Origin of the sequence: Bacillus sp. 22190, assembly GCF_052045575.1 — a bacterium.
In the GTDB taxonomy this organism is placed as follows: Bacteria; Bacillota; Bacilli; order Bacillales; family Bacillaceae; genus Bacillus; species Bacillus altitudinis.
In genome coordinates, this window is sequence record NZ_JBQEPF010000016.1 from 35,021 (window position 1) to 53,245 (window position 18,225).

Genomic DNA, 18,225 nt, shown 5'->3' on the forward strand with positions numbered 1-18,225 from the left:
ACAGTCCATTAGAAAAACCGTTAGAAACCTTATGTCTAGAAATGAACTGGCGTGGGATAAGGAGAAGCAGGAATGGAGATTCAAATAAAAAAGAAGCCCCGAAAAGGGCTTTTTTAATTAAGCAAAATAACCGATACTTGTTGTATGTCCCCGTTGGGCTTCATTATGGATATCGTTAGATGAAACATAACTAAAAGCACCTAACACACTGACAATAATTAATACGGCTGCTACTGACTTAAATTTCATAAAGACAATCCCCTCTCTTAATTTGGAGTTGGAAATAAAGAATCTTCTCATAAAATTCGTTTGCACGCTCTTTATCTCCTGCCTTATTATAATGCTTCGCCGCATCTTTCGATAAATCTTCAAGATTCGCATAAAGAAATTTTGACTCCAAATAAGACATTGCTTCTTTTAAACGACTAACATTGTTTTCTAAATACAATGATCTCAATAGAATGAATGTATTTAAAAATATGTCGTCTTTCAATTTTCCAGCCAATTCTATTCCCTCGTTTAAAGCGTATAACCCTAAATCATTTTGATCAGTTTTAAAGTATGACTTTGTCAACATAACCATCGGATCAAGAATTTTATTTAAATGTTCGTATCCTTGTTCTTTAAATGAATGGATTGATTCGTTAAAGTATTTGATAGCCATTAATAGTTCATCATTGTGGAAATAACTTAATCCTATATTATAAAGCGAAGATCCTTTTAGTCTTTTTGTTGAGTTGTCAGAAGCTTTTTTTAGTGCGTATTCAAAATGAGGCATTGCTTTTTCAGGGCAACCCATATCAATATAATTTAATCCAATAACAAAAGAACACTGTATCTGCCTAACAGTATAAGTGTTTTTTTCTTTGTAACAATCTATTGCTTGGGCTATATGGTGCATAGACATGTGGTTTTGTTTCATGTGGTAATAGATTTCCGCTATCTTGAAATTAAACTCGGCACGTTCAATATCATCACTTACAAGAGATAGCTTTTTTTCTGCTCGTTTGTAGAAGGTAATAGCGTTGAGGTATTCATAGTTTTCAAATTCGTACATGCCGTAGAAAAAGTTAAAATAATAATCTAGCAAGCCTGTTAATTTCTCTTGATCCTTTTTTATTTTCATTGCTAACTCTCTAAAGTTGGCGCGCTCTTTCCCATTTTCCAATGGGTTCAAATAATCCAACATTAATTTATGTCGGAACTCCATGAGTGAGAAATACAATAATAAATCTTGATTTTCTTCCATATCATCGAGCAAAGATTTTATTTCTTCTTTATATGCTTCGGCGTCCGGTACGTTAAATCTTTGAATATGATAATACCATTCATTGATTTTCATACCGACATGAGAAGATAGAACTATCTCCATAAGACCCTACCCCTCCCTTGCTATTCCCTATAATGACATATATTATCATTTTCCGAATAATTCCACACCGAAAAGAAACCGCAAAAGTTAGGGTGTTTGATAGGGTAAAGTCTTATTCAGAGCAATTTTGACTAACTAATATAAAAAAAGAGCCTAATTAAAATAAACGGCTCTTTTTTAAGTCATCAGCTATTAGATGTTTTCGTGTTCTTTCTTTTAATAAAATAAATTACTGCTGCGATTATGACTACAGGTATAACCACAAATAGACTAACCCCAATAATCGTATTCCAAGGCATATTTACTATCTCCTTTCATAAAGATTTAATGCCATTTAGACCATGTTTTAGAAGCTACATCATACGCATTGTTTGACTTCGTCACCACAGATGCTTTTGTCCACATAGTTGTATATGCTGGAATAATAGAATTGTAACGGTGTGTTTTATCCATTGCATATTTTTTGGCATTAGCAACCTTTTTATGACTCACTTTTCCACCATATACTTTACCGATAGATGGAAAGCCTCCACCCCACCCTATAATACCGAATGAATCATGATACGTTTTAAGGGAGACTTGTTTTAGTTTTCCACTGTTTCGAGTCGCTATTATATTCCCGCGATACGATGATGTACCTGCAAGGAATGCAATATTTTGATACATTGTACCTTTTACAGTCACTTTTGTTCCATATTTCTTTTTAGAAACAGTGAAACTTTTTGATGATTTAATCCCTTTAGTGGAAATTTCTTCGTTTTGTTCCTGACGTTCAACAACTGCTTGAGTTAATAAAAATAAGGTATCTTCTTTTGATAAAACATCACCTTCATCATAACCCTCACTAATTGCTGTCTTTTGATCAATAATATCTTCTTCACTTAGAGCCTTGTAGTTTTCTATGTCTTCATTTGTTACAATATCCGTTGCTTTTTCAAACGTTAAATACTGATCGTTAGTTTCTTCTGCGGTTGCTACAATGGGTGTGATCGCAAACAATAATAGGACAGCAACAAAGATTTTCAAACTTGTTATAAATCTCTTCATTTTGTTTCCCCTTTGAATTGTATTATTAAAAAATTACGACTAGACTCGTAATTTGATAATCAACACTTTAACGATCTTTTCAAGTGTTAATTATAGAATATTATGGTATTGAATACAATATATTACTTAGATCGAATTAATCAAAAGGGATATGGGAATATGTATGTTTTATATAGGTGCAAATACTTTAGATATTTAACTATACTTCAGAAAGTTTACTTATTAGATGTTACTAATCAACATACAAAAAAACCCCCATCCTAAAAAGGACAGGGGTTTTACTCATTTCAATGCTTTTTCTAGCGCTGCTTTAGTCTTCGGTCCATAGATCCCATCAGCAGCAAGACCATGCATCAATTGGAATCGTTTGACTGCATCCGCTGTTTTTGGTCCGTAATATCCATCGACGCCGTTATTTTTCGCCCCTTTGTCCGGGTAATAGTAAACCGCCGCCAGGGCTTCTTGTACGGCTTTTACTGCTGATCCCTTTGTAAGAGGCTTTGTAACTTTTAAAATACCTGTTGGCAAGCTATATGACTTTTTAGCGGGCTTTGAAGCTGCTGTTTTGGATGGTGCTGCTGTTGTTGGTTTAACAGTCGGCTTTTTATTTGTGTGAGCAACGGCGATACCGCCTTTGAAGCTGTCCCAACGATTAAGCAGCTTGCGGGGACATTCTTTCCCGCTCCAATGCTTATGCGGCACAACGTTTGCCAACGGAATCCCTTGATCCTGCATTAACTGGCGAATTAACCATTGAGCGTTCTCGACTGCTTTCTCAAAATTACCATCACTATTTTCACAAATTTCAATGCCGATCGACTTCATATTTCCCGTGCCTCTGCCATCCCCTGCGTGCCATCCGTTTTCGTTTAACGGTAAATGCTGATAGATCACATTTTCGTCTACAGTGTAGTGCCAGCTTACCGCTGTACTAGATCGTTTAACGAATGCTGCGTGACTCGCTGCGTCTGCTCCTTTGGCTGTATTGGCTGTATTGGCTGTATTGTGAACCGTAATATATAAAGGCTTCATATAGTTGCCTGGTCTGTTGCGGTTACTCTTTGAAATATAGTCTTGATTGATTTTTACCATTGTTCATCTACTCCCTTAAAATTGTTTTAGGTATTAAAAAAGAACTGCCTTGGGCAGCCCTTTATTTTGTTAATCCTTTTTGTTGCAGCGCTTCTTTTTGGGCTTTCCCTCGACTTGTCACATAGTTGTTTTTGAACCATGCGACAAGGGTTGTTACTAACGTAAAGACCATTGAGAAGGCAAGGTATAAAGTTTCTGTTAATGTGTTTACCTGGGCCTATCCATCTATTGCTGATCTTCAATTACACAAGATTAAAAAGTATCAATCCATTTTAAAGAACGACTATAGAGATTTTTCTAAGGCAATTCGACTGAATTCTCAAGAAATTGGTGCAGGTTCTTTTGTATATCTTCGTAGAATCTTTGAAAACTTAATTGAAGAAACCAGACAAATCGCATTAGAACAAAATACTGACTGGGACAATAGCGTTTTTGAAGGATCAAAAATAGATCAAAAAATTAAGCTACTTAAAGATTATTTACCAAGCATACTTGTTGAAAATAGAAAGCTATATGCAATTTTAAGCAAAGGTATACATGAGTTAACAGAACAAGAATGTCTTGATCTATTTCCAAAAGTACAACTTGCAATCGAATTAATACTCGATGAAAAAATTCATCAAAAAGAGAAACAAATGAAGATATCATCTGTAAAGAGCTTTGTGTCAGCTACTATTGAAAAATTTAAAAGTTAGAGGTTAAACCATCTTTTCAGGATGGTTTAATTTTCATGCAGACGCCTTTGAAGATGCACTCAATTTATAAACTAGGGGAGGTTTTTGGAGAGGTTTAAAATAAATACCCTAAAAACCCCTTTATACCAGTGTATTTCAAGCTCATATAACAACATTAGAACTAGGAGAAAACAAAAAAGTGAGAGGTCATGTCCTCTCACTTTCAGCGTGTAGACAAACCCTCGCTTTCTTTGTCAATCCTGCGCGCTGGTACTCACAAATGTCAAATTCGCTCCTCAAAAGTAGCTGTTCTTCCTAGACTTCAAAGGTTTTCTATCACGCAAAAGAAGACAAAGGACTAAAATCAAGTTCATTTTAGCCCTTTGTCAACAATCTGTTTTTCTACTCGTTTATTTAGACAGCACCCAATGCTGGATGGCTTTTGCTACCCCGTGTTCTGTATTAGGAGCCGTAATCCAATCAGCCGCTTCTTTCACAACTTCTTGTGCATTGCCCATTGCAATGCCTAATCCGGCTTCTTGAATCATCGCCATATCATTCAGACTGTCGCCAAGTGACATGACGTTGTCCATTGTACAGCCAATGCGTTCTGCGACTTTTGCAAGAGCTGCCGCTTTGTTAATGCCTGCTGCATTGACTTCGATATTGGTTGGACTGGAATTCGTGATTTCTAGCTGTCCATTTGTTTTCAATGTATGGAGGACTTCCTCACGAACAGCATCGTCATGAATATCAAAACCAAATTTCAACCATTCGTGGTCATGAATGCGTTCAGGGAATTCCCCTCTCCACACCTTATCCACAGTAGATGCCCAGTAATCGGTCTCGTATCTGTTTTTTAGATCCCACATCATCTGAACGTGATCGGGATGCAGCAGTTCCCGTTCAATCAACTGGAAGTTTGAATCCCAAATTTCACTTCCGTTCGCTGTGACAAGATAGGAAGAGAGTTTCAGCGGCTCGACCAGCTCTCGGCATGTCATCAGCGTACGTCCTGTACTAATCACCACATGGACCCCTTTGGCTTCTGCTTCTTTAATGGCTTGTTTATTTTCCTCAGGAATGACGTGCTCACTATTTAACAGCGTGCCATCCATATCAATGGCAATCAATTGGATGTCTTTCTTATCAGCTTGTGTTGACAAATTGAGTACCCCACTTTGTATCATTTTTTGAATCTATCTTTATTTTAATATAAAGATGAAGATGGCACAAAGGGACGAGTTTGATCCCAAAGAAAAAAGACCTTGTGACAGGTCTTTTTCTTCTTCTTAACGTTCACATGCGATGCCGTCTTTATCACGGTCAAGGTGTTTATTTTTTAAGTAAAGTGCTTTTGATACATAAGGCTTGTACTTCGTTTTTCCACCTTTGTTTTTCGTATTTTTGCTTTTTGCTACGCCGCCTTTATACACTTTGTTGAGTGCTTTGCAGTTTTTGTACTTGACTGTTTTTGCATCCGCTGTGTGAGTGTCAACTTGTGTAAAGCTAAGTAAAAGACCGAAAGACAAGACAGCGACCATGATTTTTTTTAAAATGTAAGTCCCCCCTATTATTTCTCATTTTACATTTTTATCATATGTCACCACATTTTGTTTTTCAAGACGATTGAGGTGAAAATATTGGTTTTTTTGGAATTTAATAATTCTTATGACCTATATGTTAAAATGAGTGGGAAACCTTTCCGGTTTTGACACGTATATGAAGAGAGGAGCTTTCCATATGAAAATGAAATATACCATTCTATATGTAAACGATGTTGAAGCAAGTATTCAGTTCTACCATCATATCCTCGGTTTCCCGATTAAATTGAGAGTTGAATCCTATGTTGAGTTTGATACAGGAGAAGTGACCTTATCGATTAATTCACGCCAAGATGTGAAAGAGGCACTTGGTCTGCCTGTTCCAGAGGCAGTTAGCTCGTCACAAACGTTTGAGATTGGCTTTGTTGTGGATGATGTGAATGAAACCATTGCGGCCTTGAAGGAAAAAGGAGTACCTGTCATCAAGGAACCTGCCAAGAAGCCGTGGGGACAAACGGTTAGTTACGTGTCTGATCCTGATGGACATTTCATTGAAATATGTGATGTGGTCTCCTAATAGCTGTCCGAAGGAGTGAAGCGTAATGAGAAAGAAACATGCTGTTTTTGCTGGTGTTTGCTCCATGCTGGTGATTTGCAGTGCGGCGCTCATATTACAGCACCATGAATGGATTGGATTCGTCAGTGGTGGAATCTCTATTATTGCGTTCGTTGCATCTGGATTTCTTATGGGTGCATGGACCAACGGGGAAGAGGCACGAGCGGCCTATCACTCTGAAACAAAAGAACACCGGATGTTTCGTCTTGATACGGCGTTTCTTTTCATCATCTTTGCTCTTCCGCATATGGGTGCAGCACTGTTATATGTTTTTATGTAAATAGTTGATTTGGTTCAAAGGAGTAATTAATATGGCTGTTTTTGTCTTATTCGTTGTAGTTGGTTTACCCGTGATCTCTGTGCTGATTGGTATTTTCGGCACATTGTTTTTAAAGAACATTTGGTTTCCCATCTTGATTGTGCTGGTAGCGAGTGTGATTCTGATGTTCACCTCTATTGGTGGAAATAAAACCTTTCTCATTTGGGTCATCGTCTACACAGTCTGTGCATTTCTCGGTGCATTCATTACAAAGCGATTCAAAGCTGTTTCATAAATACTCATCAAAAAAAGAACAGTTTGCACTGTTCTTTCAGATTGTTGACAAAGGGCTAAAATGATTCTTTATTTTAGCCCTTTGTCTTCTTTTCAGCGTGATAGAAAACCTTTGCAGCCCTAGGAAGGACGAGTACTGGAGCGAATTTGACATTCGTGAGCACCAGCACGCAGGACTGACAAAGAATGCGAGGGTTTGGCTACACGCTGAAAGAACAGTTTGCACTGTTCTTTTTTTGATTAAATATCCGCACACCATAGCTCTATTTCGATTTTCAGCTCTGGCCACCCTAATGCAGTCACATAGGCAACGGTCATTGATGGATATGCCGTTTTGAAGATTGCATCCCACTGTGGATATAGATGATCCCAATCAATTTCTTCTGTTGCCCAAATATTGACTTTGATGACGTGTTCTTCATTCAATCCTTCTGATGCAAGGATTCTCTTTATATTTTCAAACGTATTGGTGACTTGGTCGTTTAAGCTTGATGGGATCTGTCCATCCGCTCCTGTCCCTACTTGACCTGATGTCACAAATAACCCCGCACCCTTTGGCACCCTTGTGATATGACTGTAGTTGCCAACGGGTTTCGGCATACTTTCTGGGTTTTTTCTCGTGATTTTTTCCATCCCTCACTCACTATGATTTTTCTGCGTGTTTTTCCTCCTGTAGACAGACTTCACCAATTTTTGTCTATCCTAAAAGAAAACAGCAGTGGAGTATCCGTAGCCACAAGGTAAGAACATCAATATTTTCTTTTTCATGGACGAAACACTCCTTTTTGATTGCGTGAGCAAGGTTTAGATTTATTTCATCCTACCTGATAAATGAACCACAGTCAAAAATAAATGATAACGTGTAACATCTTGATTCTTATTGCCCATTATCTAAAATCGTTCTTTTCTTGTTCATGGTTTGTTCAAATTTCTTCTATATAGTAGATCGTAATAGGAGGTAGGATACATCATGGCAAAAATAAATAAGAAAATGATTAGTCTTTGCACCGCAGCCATCAGCAGCTTATACATCACTGGTTATGCAACTACCCATCACGCTCAAGCCGTTCAAACAGCACAATCAAATACACAAGTAGACGCTTCTTCAAACAATACATCTCTCACATCAGATACTACCGCCACTCAAACAGAAGATACCACTTCAGAAACTGAACTCAAGGATGGTACTTTTTCTGGTACTGGATCAAATGAGATTGGCTCTATCAGTGTATCTGTTACCATCAAACAAGGAAATATCACTTCTGTCGAGATTACGAGTGATAACACGAGATACGGGCAAAGCTCCATTTCATCATTACCTAATGAAGTGGTTATCAGACAAAGTGCTGATGTAGATACGGTGAGCGGTGCAACATTAAGTACTCAGGATTTTGAAACAGCCGTTGCTCAGGCTTTAGAGCAGGCAATGGCATAGAGAGGAGACACTATGATGAAATGGTTAGGACAACAAAAACTCATTACTTTTCAAAAATCCATGCTGGCTATGGGAACTGTTATCAATATTCAAGTGGTTGCCTATGAAGAAGATCGACGGGCTGTTTTAGAAGACATCGACCGTGCCTTTTCCATTTTTTACGATATCGAGCATCGTTTTAGCCGTTTCCGTTCTGATTCTGAAGTCATGAAGTTAGCCAATCGTTCAAAGCAAGAGGTATTAGTCAGTGAAATGCTTTTCGATTTAACAGCCTATGCGCTAGAGTTAGCCGAGTTAACAAATGGCAAGTATGATCCAACCATCGGAAAAATCATGGAACAAAAAGGATTCAATCGGTTATACACGACAGGACAGACTTTTTCATCAGATGACGTTCCACACACAGCCGTTCATTACCGTGACGTCCAGTTAAACGAGACGAATCGGACGATTTATTTGAACAAACCGCTTATTTTGGATTTCGGTTCTATTGCAAAGGGATTTGCGTGCGATCTTGCCGCAAAAGAGCTTGAAGCATGGGAAGGCTTTATGATAAATGCTGGTGGGGATGTGTTGGTATCTGGATTTAACGAACAACAAGAAGAGTGGACAATTGGGATTCGGCATCCCATTCACAAACAGACCAACATCTCGGTCATTCAAACGACTAATTTTGCGATTTGTACATCTGGAAGCTATGAACGGATCAGTCGTTATGATCCTCATACGCACCATTTGATACACCCTCAAACGAAACAGTCTGAACAAAGTTTGTTAAGCTGTACCGTCATTGCACCACTCGGTATGCTCGCAGATAGTCTCTCTACAGCTGCTTTTTTATTAGGTAGAGAAGGAGGTTATTCTTTTTTAGCCGAACATGAAATACCTGCCGTGATGGTAGATCAAACCGCTGATATGATCGTAACACCGGAGATGAAGGAGGTTCACTCATGGAATCACAACCAGCACCTATCACAAACCAAACATTTTTGAAACCATCACCCTCACTAAAAACCTACATTCGGACACCAAAACGGTATGTCATCGCCATTCTTTTGGTCCTTTTAGCCGCCGGGAGTCTGCACGCTGGTTTTCTTAGTGGTCTCGCTACAGTTGCTACCAGCATCGGGACAGCACTAATTATTGACTCTTTCATCTCAAGAGTGATTTGGAAAAACAATAAACACACATTCCCTGATGGAGCTCTGCTCACAGGGCTGATTATTGGCATTGTTCTCAGTCCAGCCACTTCTTTTGCTGTATCTGCTTTCACAGCCGCAGTAGCCATTTTATCTAAGCATGTCATCACTTATCAAAAGAAACCAATTTTGAATCCAGCCGCATTTGGTTTGTGGCTCTCAGTCATTTTATTTTCTTCCAATCAAAGCTGGTGGGGCGGTATGTCTCTTCTACCTTGGTGGACCCTATTCCTAGTGGTGGTCGGCGGTTATTTGGTGACAAGCCGCGTACAAAAGTTCCCGCAAGTTTTCGCCTTTCTAGCAGCATACGGCCTGATCCACCTCATATTGGGATTCATCGGCCTAACGGATGCTTCATCTGCTTTTATGACGCCCTACTTAAATGCCGTCTTGTTCCTTGCATTCTTTATGTTGACTGATCCACCTACTTCACCAGCAAAGAATCGTGATCAAATCATCTTTGGTATCCTCTGTGCTGTCGTTTCGTGTGTGGACTTCTATTTATTTAATAGCTTATCTTACTTACTCACAGGGCTTTTATGTGCCAATGCTTGGAAAGCCTATCGAACGTACCAAACAAATCAAAAGCGACGGGCAAAAAGGACGAAAGTCGTCTAAATAAAAAAACGGGCATCGACTTTTCGACGTCCGTTTGGCCATACCTTATAAACGATAACGTGCAATATCTTGATTCAATCGCATGCTTAGCTCATTGAGCCTTTCTGCTGCCTTCGCCACATTGGAGATGGCGGTGACTTGTTCGTCAGTAGATGCAGTGATTTCTTCAATCGCTGCGGCATTTTCTTGAGAAATATGCGCTGCACCATGCATCGCTTTTGTGATGAGGTCGTTTTGTTCTAGTAAGGTATTCAGCTCTTTTGCCATCGCATTCGTTTCAACGATGGTTTGTGAAATCGATGTAGAGATGGAATTGAATTCTTGTTCTGTTGCGTGAACCGCTTCATCAAGCTCGGCAAAACGATCCATTGTTTTGGACATCATGCCAGCTGTAGCCGTCGTTTCTTCTTTAATGCCTTGAATCATCTGCTGTATTTGAACGGCTGATTGCTTTGTCTGTTCAGCTAAATTCCGCACTTCACTTGCCACAACCGAGAATCCTTTGCCATGCTCTCCTGCACGAGCTGCTTCAATGCTCGCATTCAGGGCCAATAAGTTCGTTTCATTTGAAATGCTTTCAATGGTATCTGTGATTTGAGAAATATCTTGTACTTTTGTACTTAACTGCTCAATCCCTGATCGAATGCCTTGAGATGCCTGAATGGATTGTTCATTTGATTGTTTTAATTGCTGGACAATTTGCTGACCCTGCTGGGAAGATTGGTTCGACTGGTCTGAAATTCGTTTGATCTGGTCGCTTTGTTCTTTGACATTTTCAATGGATTGATTGAACTGAGTCATTTGTTGATTGGCTACCTCAAGGTCTGATGCTTGATGAAGGGTCCCAGTTGAGATATCTCCAATCGCTCGGCCAATTTCTTCACTGCTAGCGGATGTTTCTTCAGAGATGGCGGATAGATCTGTCGCAGATTCGACGAGCTGGCTGCTCGTTTCCTGCAAACCGCTCACAAGTGCTCTAAGCTCTCCTGACATATGATTAAAGCCTTTTGCCAGCTGTCCAATTTCATCCGAGGTTTCTTTTAAGCTGGTGCGTTCAATATTGCCCGCCGCAATTTCTTTTGAAGCAGCCGTAACTTGCTTGAGCAGTCTCACTTTTCCTCGGGCTGCCAAATAAAAGACACCCATACTTAAAAGAGCGACACCTGCTGTAATGAGAATAATATAGAGCTTCATCTGCTCTAGTTCTTTATAAAATTCATCCTGAAATACGGCGATTCCTATACTCCAATTCCACGGTGTAAACTGGTTCATATAAGCGAGTTTTTGCTTTTCTTCCCCCGTGGCATCGTCTTTATCCAAATAGGTGATATAGTGTGCATCCTCGCCTTTTGCTGTGGCGCCAGCGACCATTTTTTGACGATTTGTCGTGTTATCTGGGATGACGCCGATGTCGTTAACTGGATGAACCTGTGATGAATAATCGGCTCCATATGCGACAAGGTAGCCTTTATTTTTATAGATGAAATCTGATTTTTGAAATTGATACCCTTTCCCGTTGTCATTCTTCGGCCCGCTCAAGTATATACGGGCTTGTTCCTGCGCCTGTTCAAGCGTCAGTTCTTTTTTCTCCACACGGTCGTTCAATTGTTCAAGAGTGGCCATCGCTCCATTTACGATGTGTTTTAAATCTGCTTTCCCTGCATCAATTAAGACATTTTTCGCTAAAAAATACCCCGTTGTTCCTACAAGTCCGCCTGTTAAAATTGTAATAACGATAATGGCTGACATCAATTGAAAAAAGACACTCCTTGAAGCAAACGCTTTCTTTTTCATGTTCTAATTCCCCCTTACTACATATATCGTCATGCAGGGGAAAGTATTAAAAAAGTCATAGAAAAATCCCTTTCACGTTAGAGAAAGGGATCTCAGATTGTTGACAAAGGGCTAAAATTGATTTTAGCCCTTTGTCTTCTTTTCAGCGTGATAGAAAACCTTTGCAGTCTAGGAAGGACGAGTATCGGAGCGGAGCGAATGAGAGATTCGTGAGCACCGACACACAGGACTGACACCGAATGCGAGGGTTTGTCTATACGCTGAAAATCCCTTTCACGTTAGAAAGGGATTTTTTGATTATCGCTCGGTTTCTTTGAGGATGTCTTGATAGAGATCGTCTTCAGGTTTGAGTCCACATACCTCTTGAAGCACACCTTCAATGCCTTTTTCTTTCCTTAATGCCTGCAAGCGAACCGCTTCTTCGTCTTCTGCAAAGTCGTAAGCCAAAGCGGCAGCGATACCTTTGATTAAGTACACTGGCTGCTTGATCTTTTTCGCTGGACCGATTAAACGGTCATCTGCTCCCAGCTTTCTAAGAGGAGAGCGTGCGACACGAGTCACTTCATCGGAAATAAACGCATTTTCAAATCGTTTGATGATTTTTTGAATGTACGCATCATGTTCTTCTTTTCGGAAGCCATACGCGTCAATTAAATAACTGCCCGTTTCATGAAGGGCACCTTCGACCACTTGACGAATGTCTGGTGTATCAACAGCTTCTTTAATGGTTTTTACGCCTTGCTGATACCCGACATAAGCCGCTAGTGCATGTCCTGTATTGACGGTGAAGAGCTTCCGTTCAATATACGGCGTCAAATCTTGGACAAAGATCGCTCCGTCAATTTGCGGAACATCTCCAATAAAGCCCGTCTCATCAATGACCCACTCGAAAAATGGTTCAACCGACACTTTGAGAATGTCCTCATGGTGCTGAATCGGAACAATGCGATCAACCGCAGCGTTTGGAAAGCCCACGGTTTGTGATATCGCTGCTTGCTCATCTGCTGTTAAATGAGAGAACACCGCTTCTTTTAAATGAGCACTTCCCCCAATCATATTTTCACATGCCACGATGTTGATGATATGGTCCGGCTTTTTTTGTTTTAATCCTTCAGCAATCGATGAGGCAATGATCTTCAATACGGCTGGCCCAACAGCTGTTGTAATCAAATTGGCTGTGGCAATCGCCTCTGTTAATGCTGCTGGATTTTGCGAAGAATTGATCGCTGATACGGGCCCGACGATTTCTTGCTTCTGCCCTGGTGCTGCGAGTTCAACCGTGTATTCTCCTCTTTCATTCAGCTCATTGATGACCGCTTCATTCACATCGGTAAAGACAAGCTCAAAGCCTGATGCCTTTAACAAAGATCCGATAAACCCTCTGCCAATATTCCCTGCTCCAAAATGAAGTGCCTTCATGTTAGTTCACCTCATTAAAGATGGCGATCAGTTCATCCTGATCCTTTGCATGAATGATCCGTTCTACATTTTCTTCTTCTGAACAGACAATCGCAATTTGAGACAGAATATCAAGATGCTCGTTGTTTTTCCCAGCGATCCCAAAGACGACTTTCGCCACATTTCCTTCACCATATTTAACACCATCTGGAATTTGGATAATCGAAATCCCTGAATGAAGGACAGCCGCTTTCGCATCCTCTGTTCCATGAGGGATTGCAATGCCGTTCCCCATAAATGTAGAAGAGATCTCTTCTCTTTCAAACATTTTGTCGACATAATCACTTGTGACATAGCCGTTTGCTACGAGGACTTCGCCTGCTTTTTTGATGGCTTCTTCTTTAGAACCTGCTTGTTCGTTTAGAAAGATATTGTCTTTAGAAAGTACTTGTTTCATACATGATCACACACCTTTTTTAGAATAAAAATCAGGAAAACAACCAAAACGGGGAGTTCAATTAGGAAAAATTGGACTCAACCCGTTTCGTCATGTTATTTTTTCAATTTCTCAATCAGCTCGTCATATTTCGGGCTGTTTAAGAAATTATCCACTGAGATATGCACAGCGCCTGGCAGCTTTGCCTTGGCTCTGTCTGTTAAATCTTTATGAGTAAAGACCACATCCGCATCGTCTGGGATGTTGCTGATAGATGTGTTTGTCACATCGATATCAAGCTCTGCCTTTTTCACTTTGTTTTTCAGAATGGACGCACCCATTGCACTTGAACCCATCCCTGCGTCGCAGGCAAAGATGATTTTGTTCACGTCATCTGGATTGACGTCACTTGGAGATGCTGCTTGCTCGTTTGCTTGAGCGTCTTCTTTTTGTGCCGTAAGAGCAGCGGCTGCTGCACTTTTCTTGCCTTTCATGTCCTGCATCTTTTCTGTTGCTGCTGTTAAATCTTCGTCAACTTCTTTAGACGCTTTCAAAATGACCGATGCAACAAGGAACGATACGATAGCTGCTACGACAACCCCTGCTAAAACGGCAAGGTGACCGCCTTTTGGAGACATCAGCATAAGCGCAATAATACTTCCTGGTGACGGCACTGCTTTTAATCCTGCATTTAATAATGTGAACGTCAGGACACCACTTGCTCCCCCTGCAATGACAGCCAAAATGAGTTTTGGTTTCATTAAGATGTACGGGAAGTAAATTTCATGGATTCCTCCTAAGAACTGAATGACAATGGCACCTGGTGCAGACTGTTTCGCATTTCCTCTTCCAAAGAACATGTACGCAAGAAGAACACCTAAGCCTGGACCTGGGTTTGTTTCAAGCAAGAACAGAACAGATTGCCCTGTCTTCGCTGCTTGCTCGACCCCTAACGGACCTAAAATACCTTGGTTAATCGCGTTGTTTAAGAATAATACTTTTGCAGGTTCAATGAAGATACTTGCCAGCGGTAGTAAATGAGCATTGACAATGATATCTACACCTGCCGCAAGGGCTTTATTCAGACCTAGTACCACTGGGCCGATAGCATAGAATGCAATGGCAACAAGAATGGCACCGAGGATACCTGCCGTAAAGTTATTCACAAGCATTTCAAAACCTGATCTGATTCGGTCTTTGAACAGCTGGTCGATTTTCTTAATAAGATAACCGCCCAGCGGCCCCATGATCATGGCACCTAAAAACATTGGAATGTCTGAGCCAACAATGACCCCAATCGTAGCTGTAGCACCGAGCACTCCGCCTCGATGGTCATAGACGAGTTTACCGCCTGTGTAACCAATTAAGAGCGGCAGTAAGTAGTTAATCATCGGTCCAACGAGTGTAGCTAATTGCTCATTCGGAAGATAACCACTTGGAATGAACAAAGCTGTAATCAGTCCCCATGCAATAAATGCACCAATATTCGGCATAATCATGCCGCTTAAATAGCTTCCAAAGCGCTGTACTTTCACGCGGAATCCGCTTTTTTCCTGCATCTGTGAAAACCCCTTTCTTCTCTCCCTTTATTTCGGGCTTTATAGGTCAAAAGATATAAGAACAAGAGTCAGTGAAGCCCTTATACCTATCGTAAAACGCTTTCACTTTCCCTTCAATTGAAACTAAATGTCACTTTGTCACTTAGTGTGTGACAAAATTGAAAAATGATGTGACACTTCTCGGCATACCATAGATGATAGCGGGGTAAAAGTTGAATCTACTGTTGTTTTGGCGCAAAATTCATTGGAATTTCACAACTTTCAAATGGTCACTTCTTGTTTCCTCTACTTAAATCGAATAGGCTTATATTGATCAAACATTCAAGAAACGTCTGCGCAGACAAGACATGACACAGAAAAAGTGAACCATCTTGCTATTTGTTTCGTTTACCTTTTAGAGTGGGCGGTACAATAGAAAGAGCGGTTTTTTCTGTGACTCACAGTTTACTGCCGCTTTCTTTCTGATACATGAGACATTTTCATAGGTAGAAAGGCGGTTATTCACATTGTTGAAATATCGTAAGTGGCTTCTGCTGCTTCTCTTCATGTTCTCATTTTTCATTCCAAAAGAAGCATTTGCTCATGCATATGTGGTGAGCTCAAATCCAGTAGCAAATGAAGAGCTGGATCAGCAGCCTCCTGCAGTCTCGATCACCTTTAGTGAAGGAATCGAAAGTGGATTTCATGCCATTAAGGTGTTCAATGCAAAAGGGGATCGTGTAGATCGAGGAGATACGGTCATCAAAGAGCAAAAGATCATGGAAGCAGCTTTAAAAAAGAATTTACCTAAAGGCATTTACACCATTCAGTGGAATGCGGTATCAGCCGATGGGCACTCTGTGTCTGGCATGATTCCGTTTAGTATCGGAAAAGCGGATGGAGGATTTGATCAATTAGATCAAGGACAATCAAGTGAATCCATCGACATGGCTCCAACCATTGACAAAGCCTTTCTGTATACGTCATTTAGCTTATTTCTTGGAACCATTTTATTTGGGCTTCTATGGTTTAAAGCGGTCATAACCGACGTTTTAGCTCGGCGAATGAAGCGACTCTTAACTGTTTCACTGATCATGATGGGCGGAGCACTCTTGTTCCAGCTGCCGATTCAAACTAAATCAGCGGCAGACGTTTCCTTTTTAGGAGCATTTCAACCATCGCTTTTACAAGAAACCATTGCGTCGACTTCGGGCGGGAGTCTGTGGATGATGCTAATGGCGTCATTTGTTCTACTGACGATCTGGACGATTGTGGCGATGAAAAAAGGAAACTTCACTTCCTTCCGGGTATGGCTGTTCCCGCTGCTCATTTTCACTGTGCTCCTTTGGCTGAAAGCACAAATCGGTCATCCAGCCGCTACAGATAATAAAATACTGACAACGTCACTTGACTTCATTCATCTCGTTTCTGCATCTATTTGGGTCGGCGGTTTAACAGCCATTGTCCTTCTTTTGATGAAGAAACTGCCAAATGAAGATCAGCCGCTCATACGCAGCACCCTGACAGCTTTTCATCCGTGGGCACTGCTCTCAGTTGGACTGATTGTGTTTTCTGGGTTTGTGAATGCGATTTTTATTCTGCAATCATTTGATGCCCTTTTCCAATCAGCTTATGGACGCACCTTCTTAATCAAACTTGGTTTATTTATCATCATGGGTCTTCTTGGGCTCGTCCATTATTTGATGCTGAGATGGGAAAAGAAGCAGAAACGAAACGTATCTTTACGAGCAGAGTGGATCATTGGGATCGCTATTTTACTATTAACAGCCGTATTCACCAATATCCCAAGCCCTCCGCCGCCTGCACCAGAGCCATTCTTTGGAGCCAATCAGGTGGAGCATCGTGACCTTGTGTCTTTGAGCATTACCCCGAATGCTCCAGGTAAAAACACGTTCGAGGTGGCATTTACGAAGAAGGATGGACAAACGATCACAGACATTCAATCAGTGACAGTTAAGATCCACAAAGTCTCCTTGTTCGGTGATGAAACACCAAACGAATTTCAGCTGAAACGATTAAAGAATGGACACTTCTCGGCTGAAAACCTCTTACTAAATGAAAAAGGCACTTGGAAAATTGAGATTCATGCATTAACTGGTTCTTTTGACAACATCGATACGACATTCATTAGAAGAAACTAAAAGGAGTTCATATCATATGAAAAAATACGTTAAAGCTTTATTACCAATGCTTCTCGCTTCATTTTTACTGGCGATTCCTGTAAGTGCACACGTGACAGTCAAACCTGATACATCTGCAACGAATGCTTGGGAAACCTATACGTTAAAAGTACCTTCTGAAAGCGACAGTCCGACAACAAAGGTTGTCATCACGATGCCTAAAGGCGTAGAATTCCAGCAATACGAGCCCGTGCCTGGCTGGAAAACAACAACTGAAGAGAAAAACGGAAAAGTCACAAGAGTCACTTGGGAAGCAACTGGCGATGGTGTCCTTGCTGGGCAGTTCCAGCAATTCGTGTTTGTCGCAAAAAACCCTGAAAAAGCCGGCGAAGCGGCATGGGATGCGTATCAATATTATAAGGATGGAACAGTAGTTGAATGGACTGGCGACAAGGACGCTGATAAGCCTCATTCAATCACAAATATTGTTGCGTCTAATACCGTAACGGATTCACATGGGCAAGAAAAACCAAAAGAAGAAAAGGCATCTGAAACAGCCTCTGCTTCTTCTTCACCACTTGTTCTTGGTCTGTCCATTGCAGCCTTAGTTGTGGCATTGATTGCACTTGGACTTGCTTTTAGAAAGAAATAAACCTTACATGAGCGATCGTTTTTTCAAGCGGTCGCTTTTTATTTTCCCAACCTATCATTTCCAATATAGGATTGAATAGGATACTCGTGCATGCCATAATGAGACACATGACCACC

The 18,225-nt window shown here is 40.6% G+C and carries 20 protein-coding genes and 1 pseudogene; 9 read left to right on the forward strand and 12 right to left on the reverse strand.

The features are described 5' to 3' along the window. Positions 1-117: 117 nt before the first annotated feature. The 5 genes and pseudogenes from ACTJKA_RS17010 to ACTJKA_RS17030 form a co-directional block, all read right to left on the reverse strand. A complete protein-coding gene (locus ACTJKA_RS17010; protein WP_255816864.1) occupies positions 118-249 on the reverse strand; it encodes a hypothetical protein in 132 nt (43 codons plus the stop codon). Beyond that, on the reverse strand, positions 239-1,372 hold the full coding sequence (locus ACTJKA_RS17015; RefSeq protein WP_268358767.1) for an aspartate phosphatase: 1,134 nt from the start codon (positions 1,370-1,372) through the stop codon (positions 239-241). The genes ACTJKA_RS17010 and ACTJKA_RS17015 overlap by 11 nt, the downstream gene beginning before the upstream one ends. Before the next feature lie 324 nt (positions 1,373-1,696). Further along, on the reverse strand, positions 1,697-2,419 hold the full coding sequence (locus ACTJKA_RS17020; RefSeq protein WP_035703828.1) for a hypothetical protein: 723 nt from the start codon (positions 2,417-2,419) through the stop codon (positions 1,697-1,699). Between the two features lie 282 nt (positions 2,420-2,701). Further along, positions 2,702-3,511 carry a peptidoglycan recognition protein family protein gene (locus tag ACTJKA_RS17025; RefSeq protein ID WP_171464989.1) on the reverse strand — a complete coding sequence of 270 codons (810 nt, stop codon included), beginning with the start codon at positions 3,509-3,511 and terminating at the stop codon, positions 2,702-2,704. 61 nt (positions 3,512-3,572) lie between these two features. After that, a pseudogene (locus tag ACTJKA_RS17030) lies at positions 3,573-3,725 on the reverse strand (phage holin); the annotation flags it as partial. Between ACTJKA_RS17030 and ACTJKA_RS17035 the strand changes: the two are divergent. Further along, positions 3,715-4,206 (forward strand): hypothetical protein, encoded by a 492-nt coding sequence (locus ACTJKA_RS17035; protein WP_171464987.1) that lies wholly within the window; start codon positions 3,715-3,717, stop codon positions 4,204-4,206. The pseudogene ACTJKA_RS17030 and the gene ACTJKA_RS17035 sit on opposite strands and share 11 nt — an antisense overlap. A gap of 389 nt (positions 4,207-4,595) precedes the next feature. On the opposite strand, the gene ACTJKA_RS17040 is transcribed toward ACTJKA_RS17035, so the two are convergent. Both ACTJKA_RS17040 and ACTJKA_RS17045 read right to left on the reverse strand, forming a co-directional pair. Then, positions 4,596-5,375, reverse strand: coding sequence for a Cof-type HAD-IIB family hydrolase (locus ACTJKA_RS17040; protein WP_409222519.1), 780 nt, complete (start codon positions 5,373-5,375; stop codon positions 4,596-4,598). 102 nt (positions 5,376-5,477) lie between these two features. After that, a complete protein-coding gene (locus ACTJKA_RS17045; protein ID WP_440607858.1) occupies positions 5,478-5,729 on the reverse strand; it encodes an excalibur calcium-binding domain-containing protein in 252 nt (83 codons plus the stop codon). A gap of 199 nt (positions 5,730-5,928) precedes the next feature. Here ACTJKA_RS17045 and ACTJKA_RS17050 point away from each other — a divergent pair, with 199 nt between their 5' ends. From ACTJKA_RS17050 to ACTJKA_RS17060, 3 genes are read left to right on the forward strand one after another with little or no spacing between them, the layout of a single operon-like run. Continuing rightward, complete coding sequence (locus ACTJKA_RS17050) at positions 5,929-6,306, forward strand: VOC family protein (protein ID WP_046342676.1); 378 nt, start codon at positions 5,929-5,931, stop codon at positions 6,304-6,306. A 25-nt stretch (positions 6,307-6,331) separates the two neighbouring features. After that, the gene (locus ACTJKA_RS17055) at positions 6,332-6,625 is read left to right on the forward strand and encodes a DUF5316 family protein (protein WP_241511740.1); all 294 of its coding nucleotides are present in this window, start codon (positions 6,332-6,334) and stop codon (positions 6,623-6,625) included. A gap of 31 nt (positions 6,626-6,656) precedes the next feature. Next, entirely contained in the window at positions 6,657-6,899 is a 243-nt protein-coding gene (locus ACTJKA_RS17060) for a DUF2651 family protein (RefSeq protein ID WP_206115969.1), read from the forward strand. 239 nt (positions 6,900-7,138) lie between these two features. On the opposite strand, the gene ACTJKA_RS17065 is transcribed toward ACTJKA_RS17060, so the two are convergent. Then, the gene (locus tag ACTJKA_RS17065) at positions 7,139-7,531 is read right to left on the reverse strand and encodes a RidA family protein (RefSeq protein WP_007498112.1); all 393 of its coding nucleotides are present in this window, start codon (positions 7,529-7,531) and stop codon (positions 7,139-7,141) included. Positions 7,532-7,868: 337 nt separating this feature from the next. Between ACTJKA_RS17065 and ACTJKA_RS17070 the strand changes: the two genes are divergently transcribed. From ACTJKA_RS17070 to ACTJKA_RS17080, 3 genes are read left to right on the forward strand one after another with little or no spacing between them, the layout of a single operon-like run. After that, positions 7,869-8,333: an FMN-binding protein gene (locus ACTJKA_RS17070; protein WP_206115968.1), complete on the forward strand. Its 465-nt coding sequence runs from the start codon at positions 7,869-7,871 to the stop codon at positions 8,331-8,333. 15 nt (positions 8,334-8,348) lie between these two features. Next, positions 8,349-9,326, forward strand: a complete 978-nt coding sequence (locus ACTJKA_RS17075) for an FAD:protein FMN transferase (RefSeq protein ID WP_268390786.1) — start codon at positions 8,349-8,351, stop codon at positions 9,324-9,326. After that, on the forward strand, positions 9,284-10,150 hold the full coding sequence (locus ACTJKA_RS17080; protein WP_171464985.1) for an RnfABCDGE type electron transport complex subunit D: 867 nt from the start codon (positions 9,284-9,286) through the stop codon (positions 10,148-10,150). The genes ACTJKA_RS17075 and ACTJKA_RS17080 overlap by 43 nt, the downstream gene beginning before the upstream one ends. Before the next feature lie 45 nt (positions 10,151-10,195). On the opposite strand, the gene ACTJKA_RS17085 is transcribed toward ACTJKA_RS17080, so the two are convergent. The 4 genes from ACTJKA_RS17085 to ACTJKA_RS17100 form a co-directional block, all read right to left on the reverse strand. Beyond that, a complete protein-coding gene (locus ACTJKA_RS17085; RefSeq protein WP_440607859.1) occupies positions 10,196-11,944 on the reverse strand; it encodes a methyl-accepting chemotaxis protein in 1,749 nt (582 codons plus the stop codon). Positions 11,945-12,241: 297 nt separating this feature from the next. Further along, a complete protein-coding gene (locus ACTJKA_RS17090) occupies positions 12,242-13,363 on the reverse strand; it encodes a mannitol-1-phosphate 5-dehydrogenase (RefSeq protein WP_440607860.1) in 1,122 nt (373 codons plus the stop codon). Position 13,364: 1 nt separating this feature from the next. After that, positions 13,365-13,799: a PTS sugar transporter subunit IIA gene (locus ACTJKA_RS17095; RefSeq protein ID WP_440607861.1), complete on the reverse strand. Its 435-nt coding sequence runs from the start codon at positions 13,797-13,799 to the stop codon at positions 13,365-13,367. Positions 13,800-13,894: 95 nt separating this feature from the next. Continuing rightward, positions 13,895-15,337, reverse strand: coding sequence for a PTS mannitol transporter subunit IICB (locus tag ACTJKA_RS17100; RefSeq protein WP_041091126.1), 1,443 nt, complete (start codon positions 15,335-15,337; stop codon positions 13,895-13,897). A 506-nt stretch (positions 15,338-15,843) separates the two neighbouring features. Between ACTJKA_RS17100 and ACTJKA_RS17105 the strand changes: the two genes are divergently transcribed. Together ACTJKA_RS17105 and ACTJKA_RS17110 are read left to right on the forward strand one after the other, a co-directional pair. Further along, complete coding sequence (locus tag ACTJKA_RS17105; protein ID WP_440607862.1) at positions 15,844-17,478, forward strand: copper resistance CopC/CopD family protein; 1,635 nt, start codon at positions 15,844-15,846, stop codon at positions 17,476-17,478. 16 nt (positions 17,479-17,494) lie between these two features. Next, entirely contained in the window at positions 17,495-18,109 is a 615-nt protein-coding gene (locus ACTJKA_RS17110) for a YcnI family copper-binding membrane protein (protein ID WP_039166206.1), read from the forward strand. The last annotated feature ends 116 nt before the right edge of the window (positions 18,110-18,225 follow it).

Excerpts from the sequence above, each read along its gene's own strand:
- ACTJKA_RS17010 (WP_255816864.1), bottom strand. The coding sequence starts at position 249 with ATGAAATTTAAGTCAGTAGCAGCCGTATTAATTATTGTCAGTGTGTTA.
- ACTJKA_RS17015 (WP_268358767.1), bottom strand. The coding sequence starts at position 1,372 with ATGGAGATAGTTCTATCTTCTCATGTCGGTATGAAAATCAATGAATGG.
- ACTJKA_RS17020 (WP_035703828.1), bottom strand. The coding sequence starts at position 2,419 with ATGAAGAGATTTATAACAAGTTTGAAAATCTTTGTTGCTGTCCTATTA.
- ACTJKA_RS17025 (WP_171464989.1), bottom strand. The coding sequence starts at position 3,511 with ATGGTAAAAATCAATCAAGACTATATTTCAAAGAGTAACCGCAACAGA.
- ACTJKA_RS17040 (WP_409222519.1), bottom strand. The coding sequence starts at position 5,375 with ATGATACAAAGTGGGGTACTCAATTTGTCAACACAAGCTGATAAGAAA.
- ACTJKA_RS17045 (WP_440607858.1), bottom strand. The coding sequence starts at position 5,729 with ATGGTCGCTGTCTTGTCTTTCGGTCTTTTACTTAGCTTTACACAAGTT.
- ACTJKA_RS17050 (WP_046342676.1), top strand. The coding sequence starts at position 5,929 with ATGAAAATGAAATATACCATTCTATATGTAAACGATGTTGAAGCAAGT.
- ACTJKA_RS17055 (WP_241511740.1), top strand. The coding sequence starts at position 6,332 with ATGAGAAAGAAACATGCTGTTTTTGCTGGTGTTTGCTCCATGCTGGTG.
- ACTJKA_RS17060 (WP_206115969.1), top strand. The coding sequence starts at position 6,657 with ATGGCTGTTTTTGTCTTATTCGTTGTAGTTGGTTTACCCGTGATCTCT.
- ACTJKA_RS17065 (WP_007498112.1), bottom strand. The coding sequence starts at position 7,531 with ATGGAAAAAATCACGAGAAAAAACCCAGAAAGTATGCCGAAACCCGTT.
- ACTJKA_RS17070 (WP_206115968.1), top strand. The coding sequence starts at position 7,869 with ATGGCAAAAATAAATAAGAAAATGATTAGTCTTTGCACCGCAGCCATC.
- ACTJKA_RS17075 (WP_268390786.1), top strand. The coding sequence starts at position 8,349 with ATGAAATGGTTAGGACAACAAAAACTCATTACTTTTCAAAAATCCATG.
- ACTJKA_RS17080 (WP_171464985.1), top strand. The coding sequence starts at position 9,284 with ATGGAATCACAACCAGCACCTATCACAAACCAAACATTTTTGAAACCA.
- ACTJKA_RS17085 (WP_440607859.1), bottom strand. The coding sequence starts at position 11,944 with ATGAAAAAGAAAGCGTTTGCTTCAAGGAGTGTCTTTTTTCAATTGATG.
- ACTJKA_RS17090 (WP_440607860.1), bottom strand. The coding sequence starts at position 13,363 with ATGAAGGCACTTCATTTTGGAGCAGGGAATATTGGCAGAGGGTTTATC.
- ACTJKA_RS17095 (WP_440607861.1), bottom strand. The coding sequence starts at position 13,799 with ATGAAACAAGTACTTTCTAAAGACAATATCTTTCTAAACGAACAAGCA.
- ACTJKA_RS17100 (WP_041091126.1), bottom strand. The coding sequence starts at position 15,337 with ATGCAGGAAAAAAGCGGATTCCGCGTGAAAGTACAGCGCTTTGGAAGC.
- ACTJKA_RS17110 (WP_039166206.1), top strand. The coding sequence starts at position 17,495 with ATGAAAAAATACGTTAAAGCTTTATTACCAATGCTTCTCGCTTCATTT.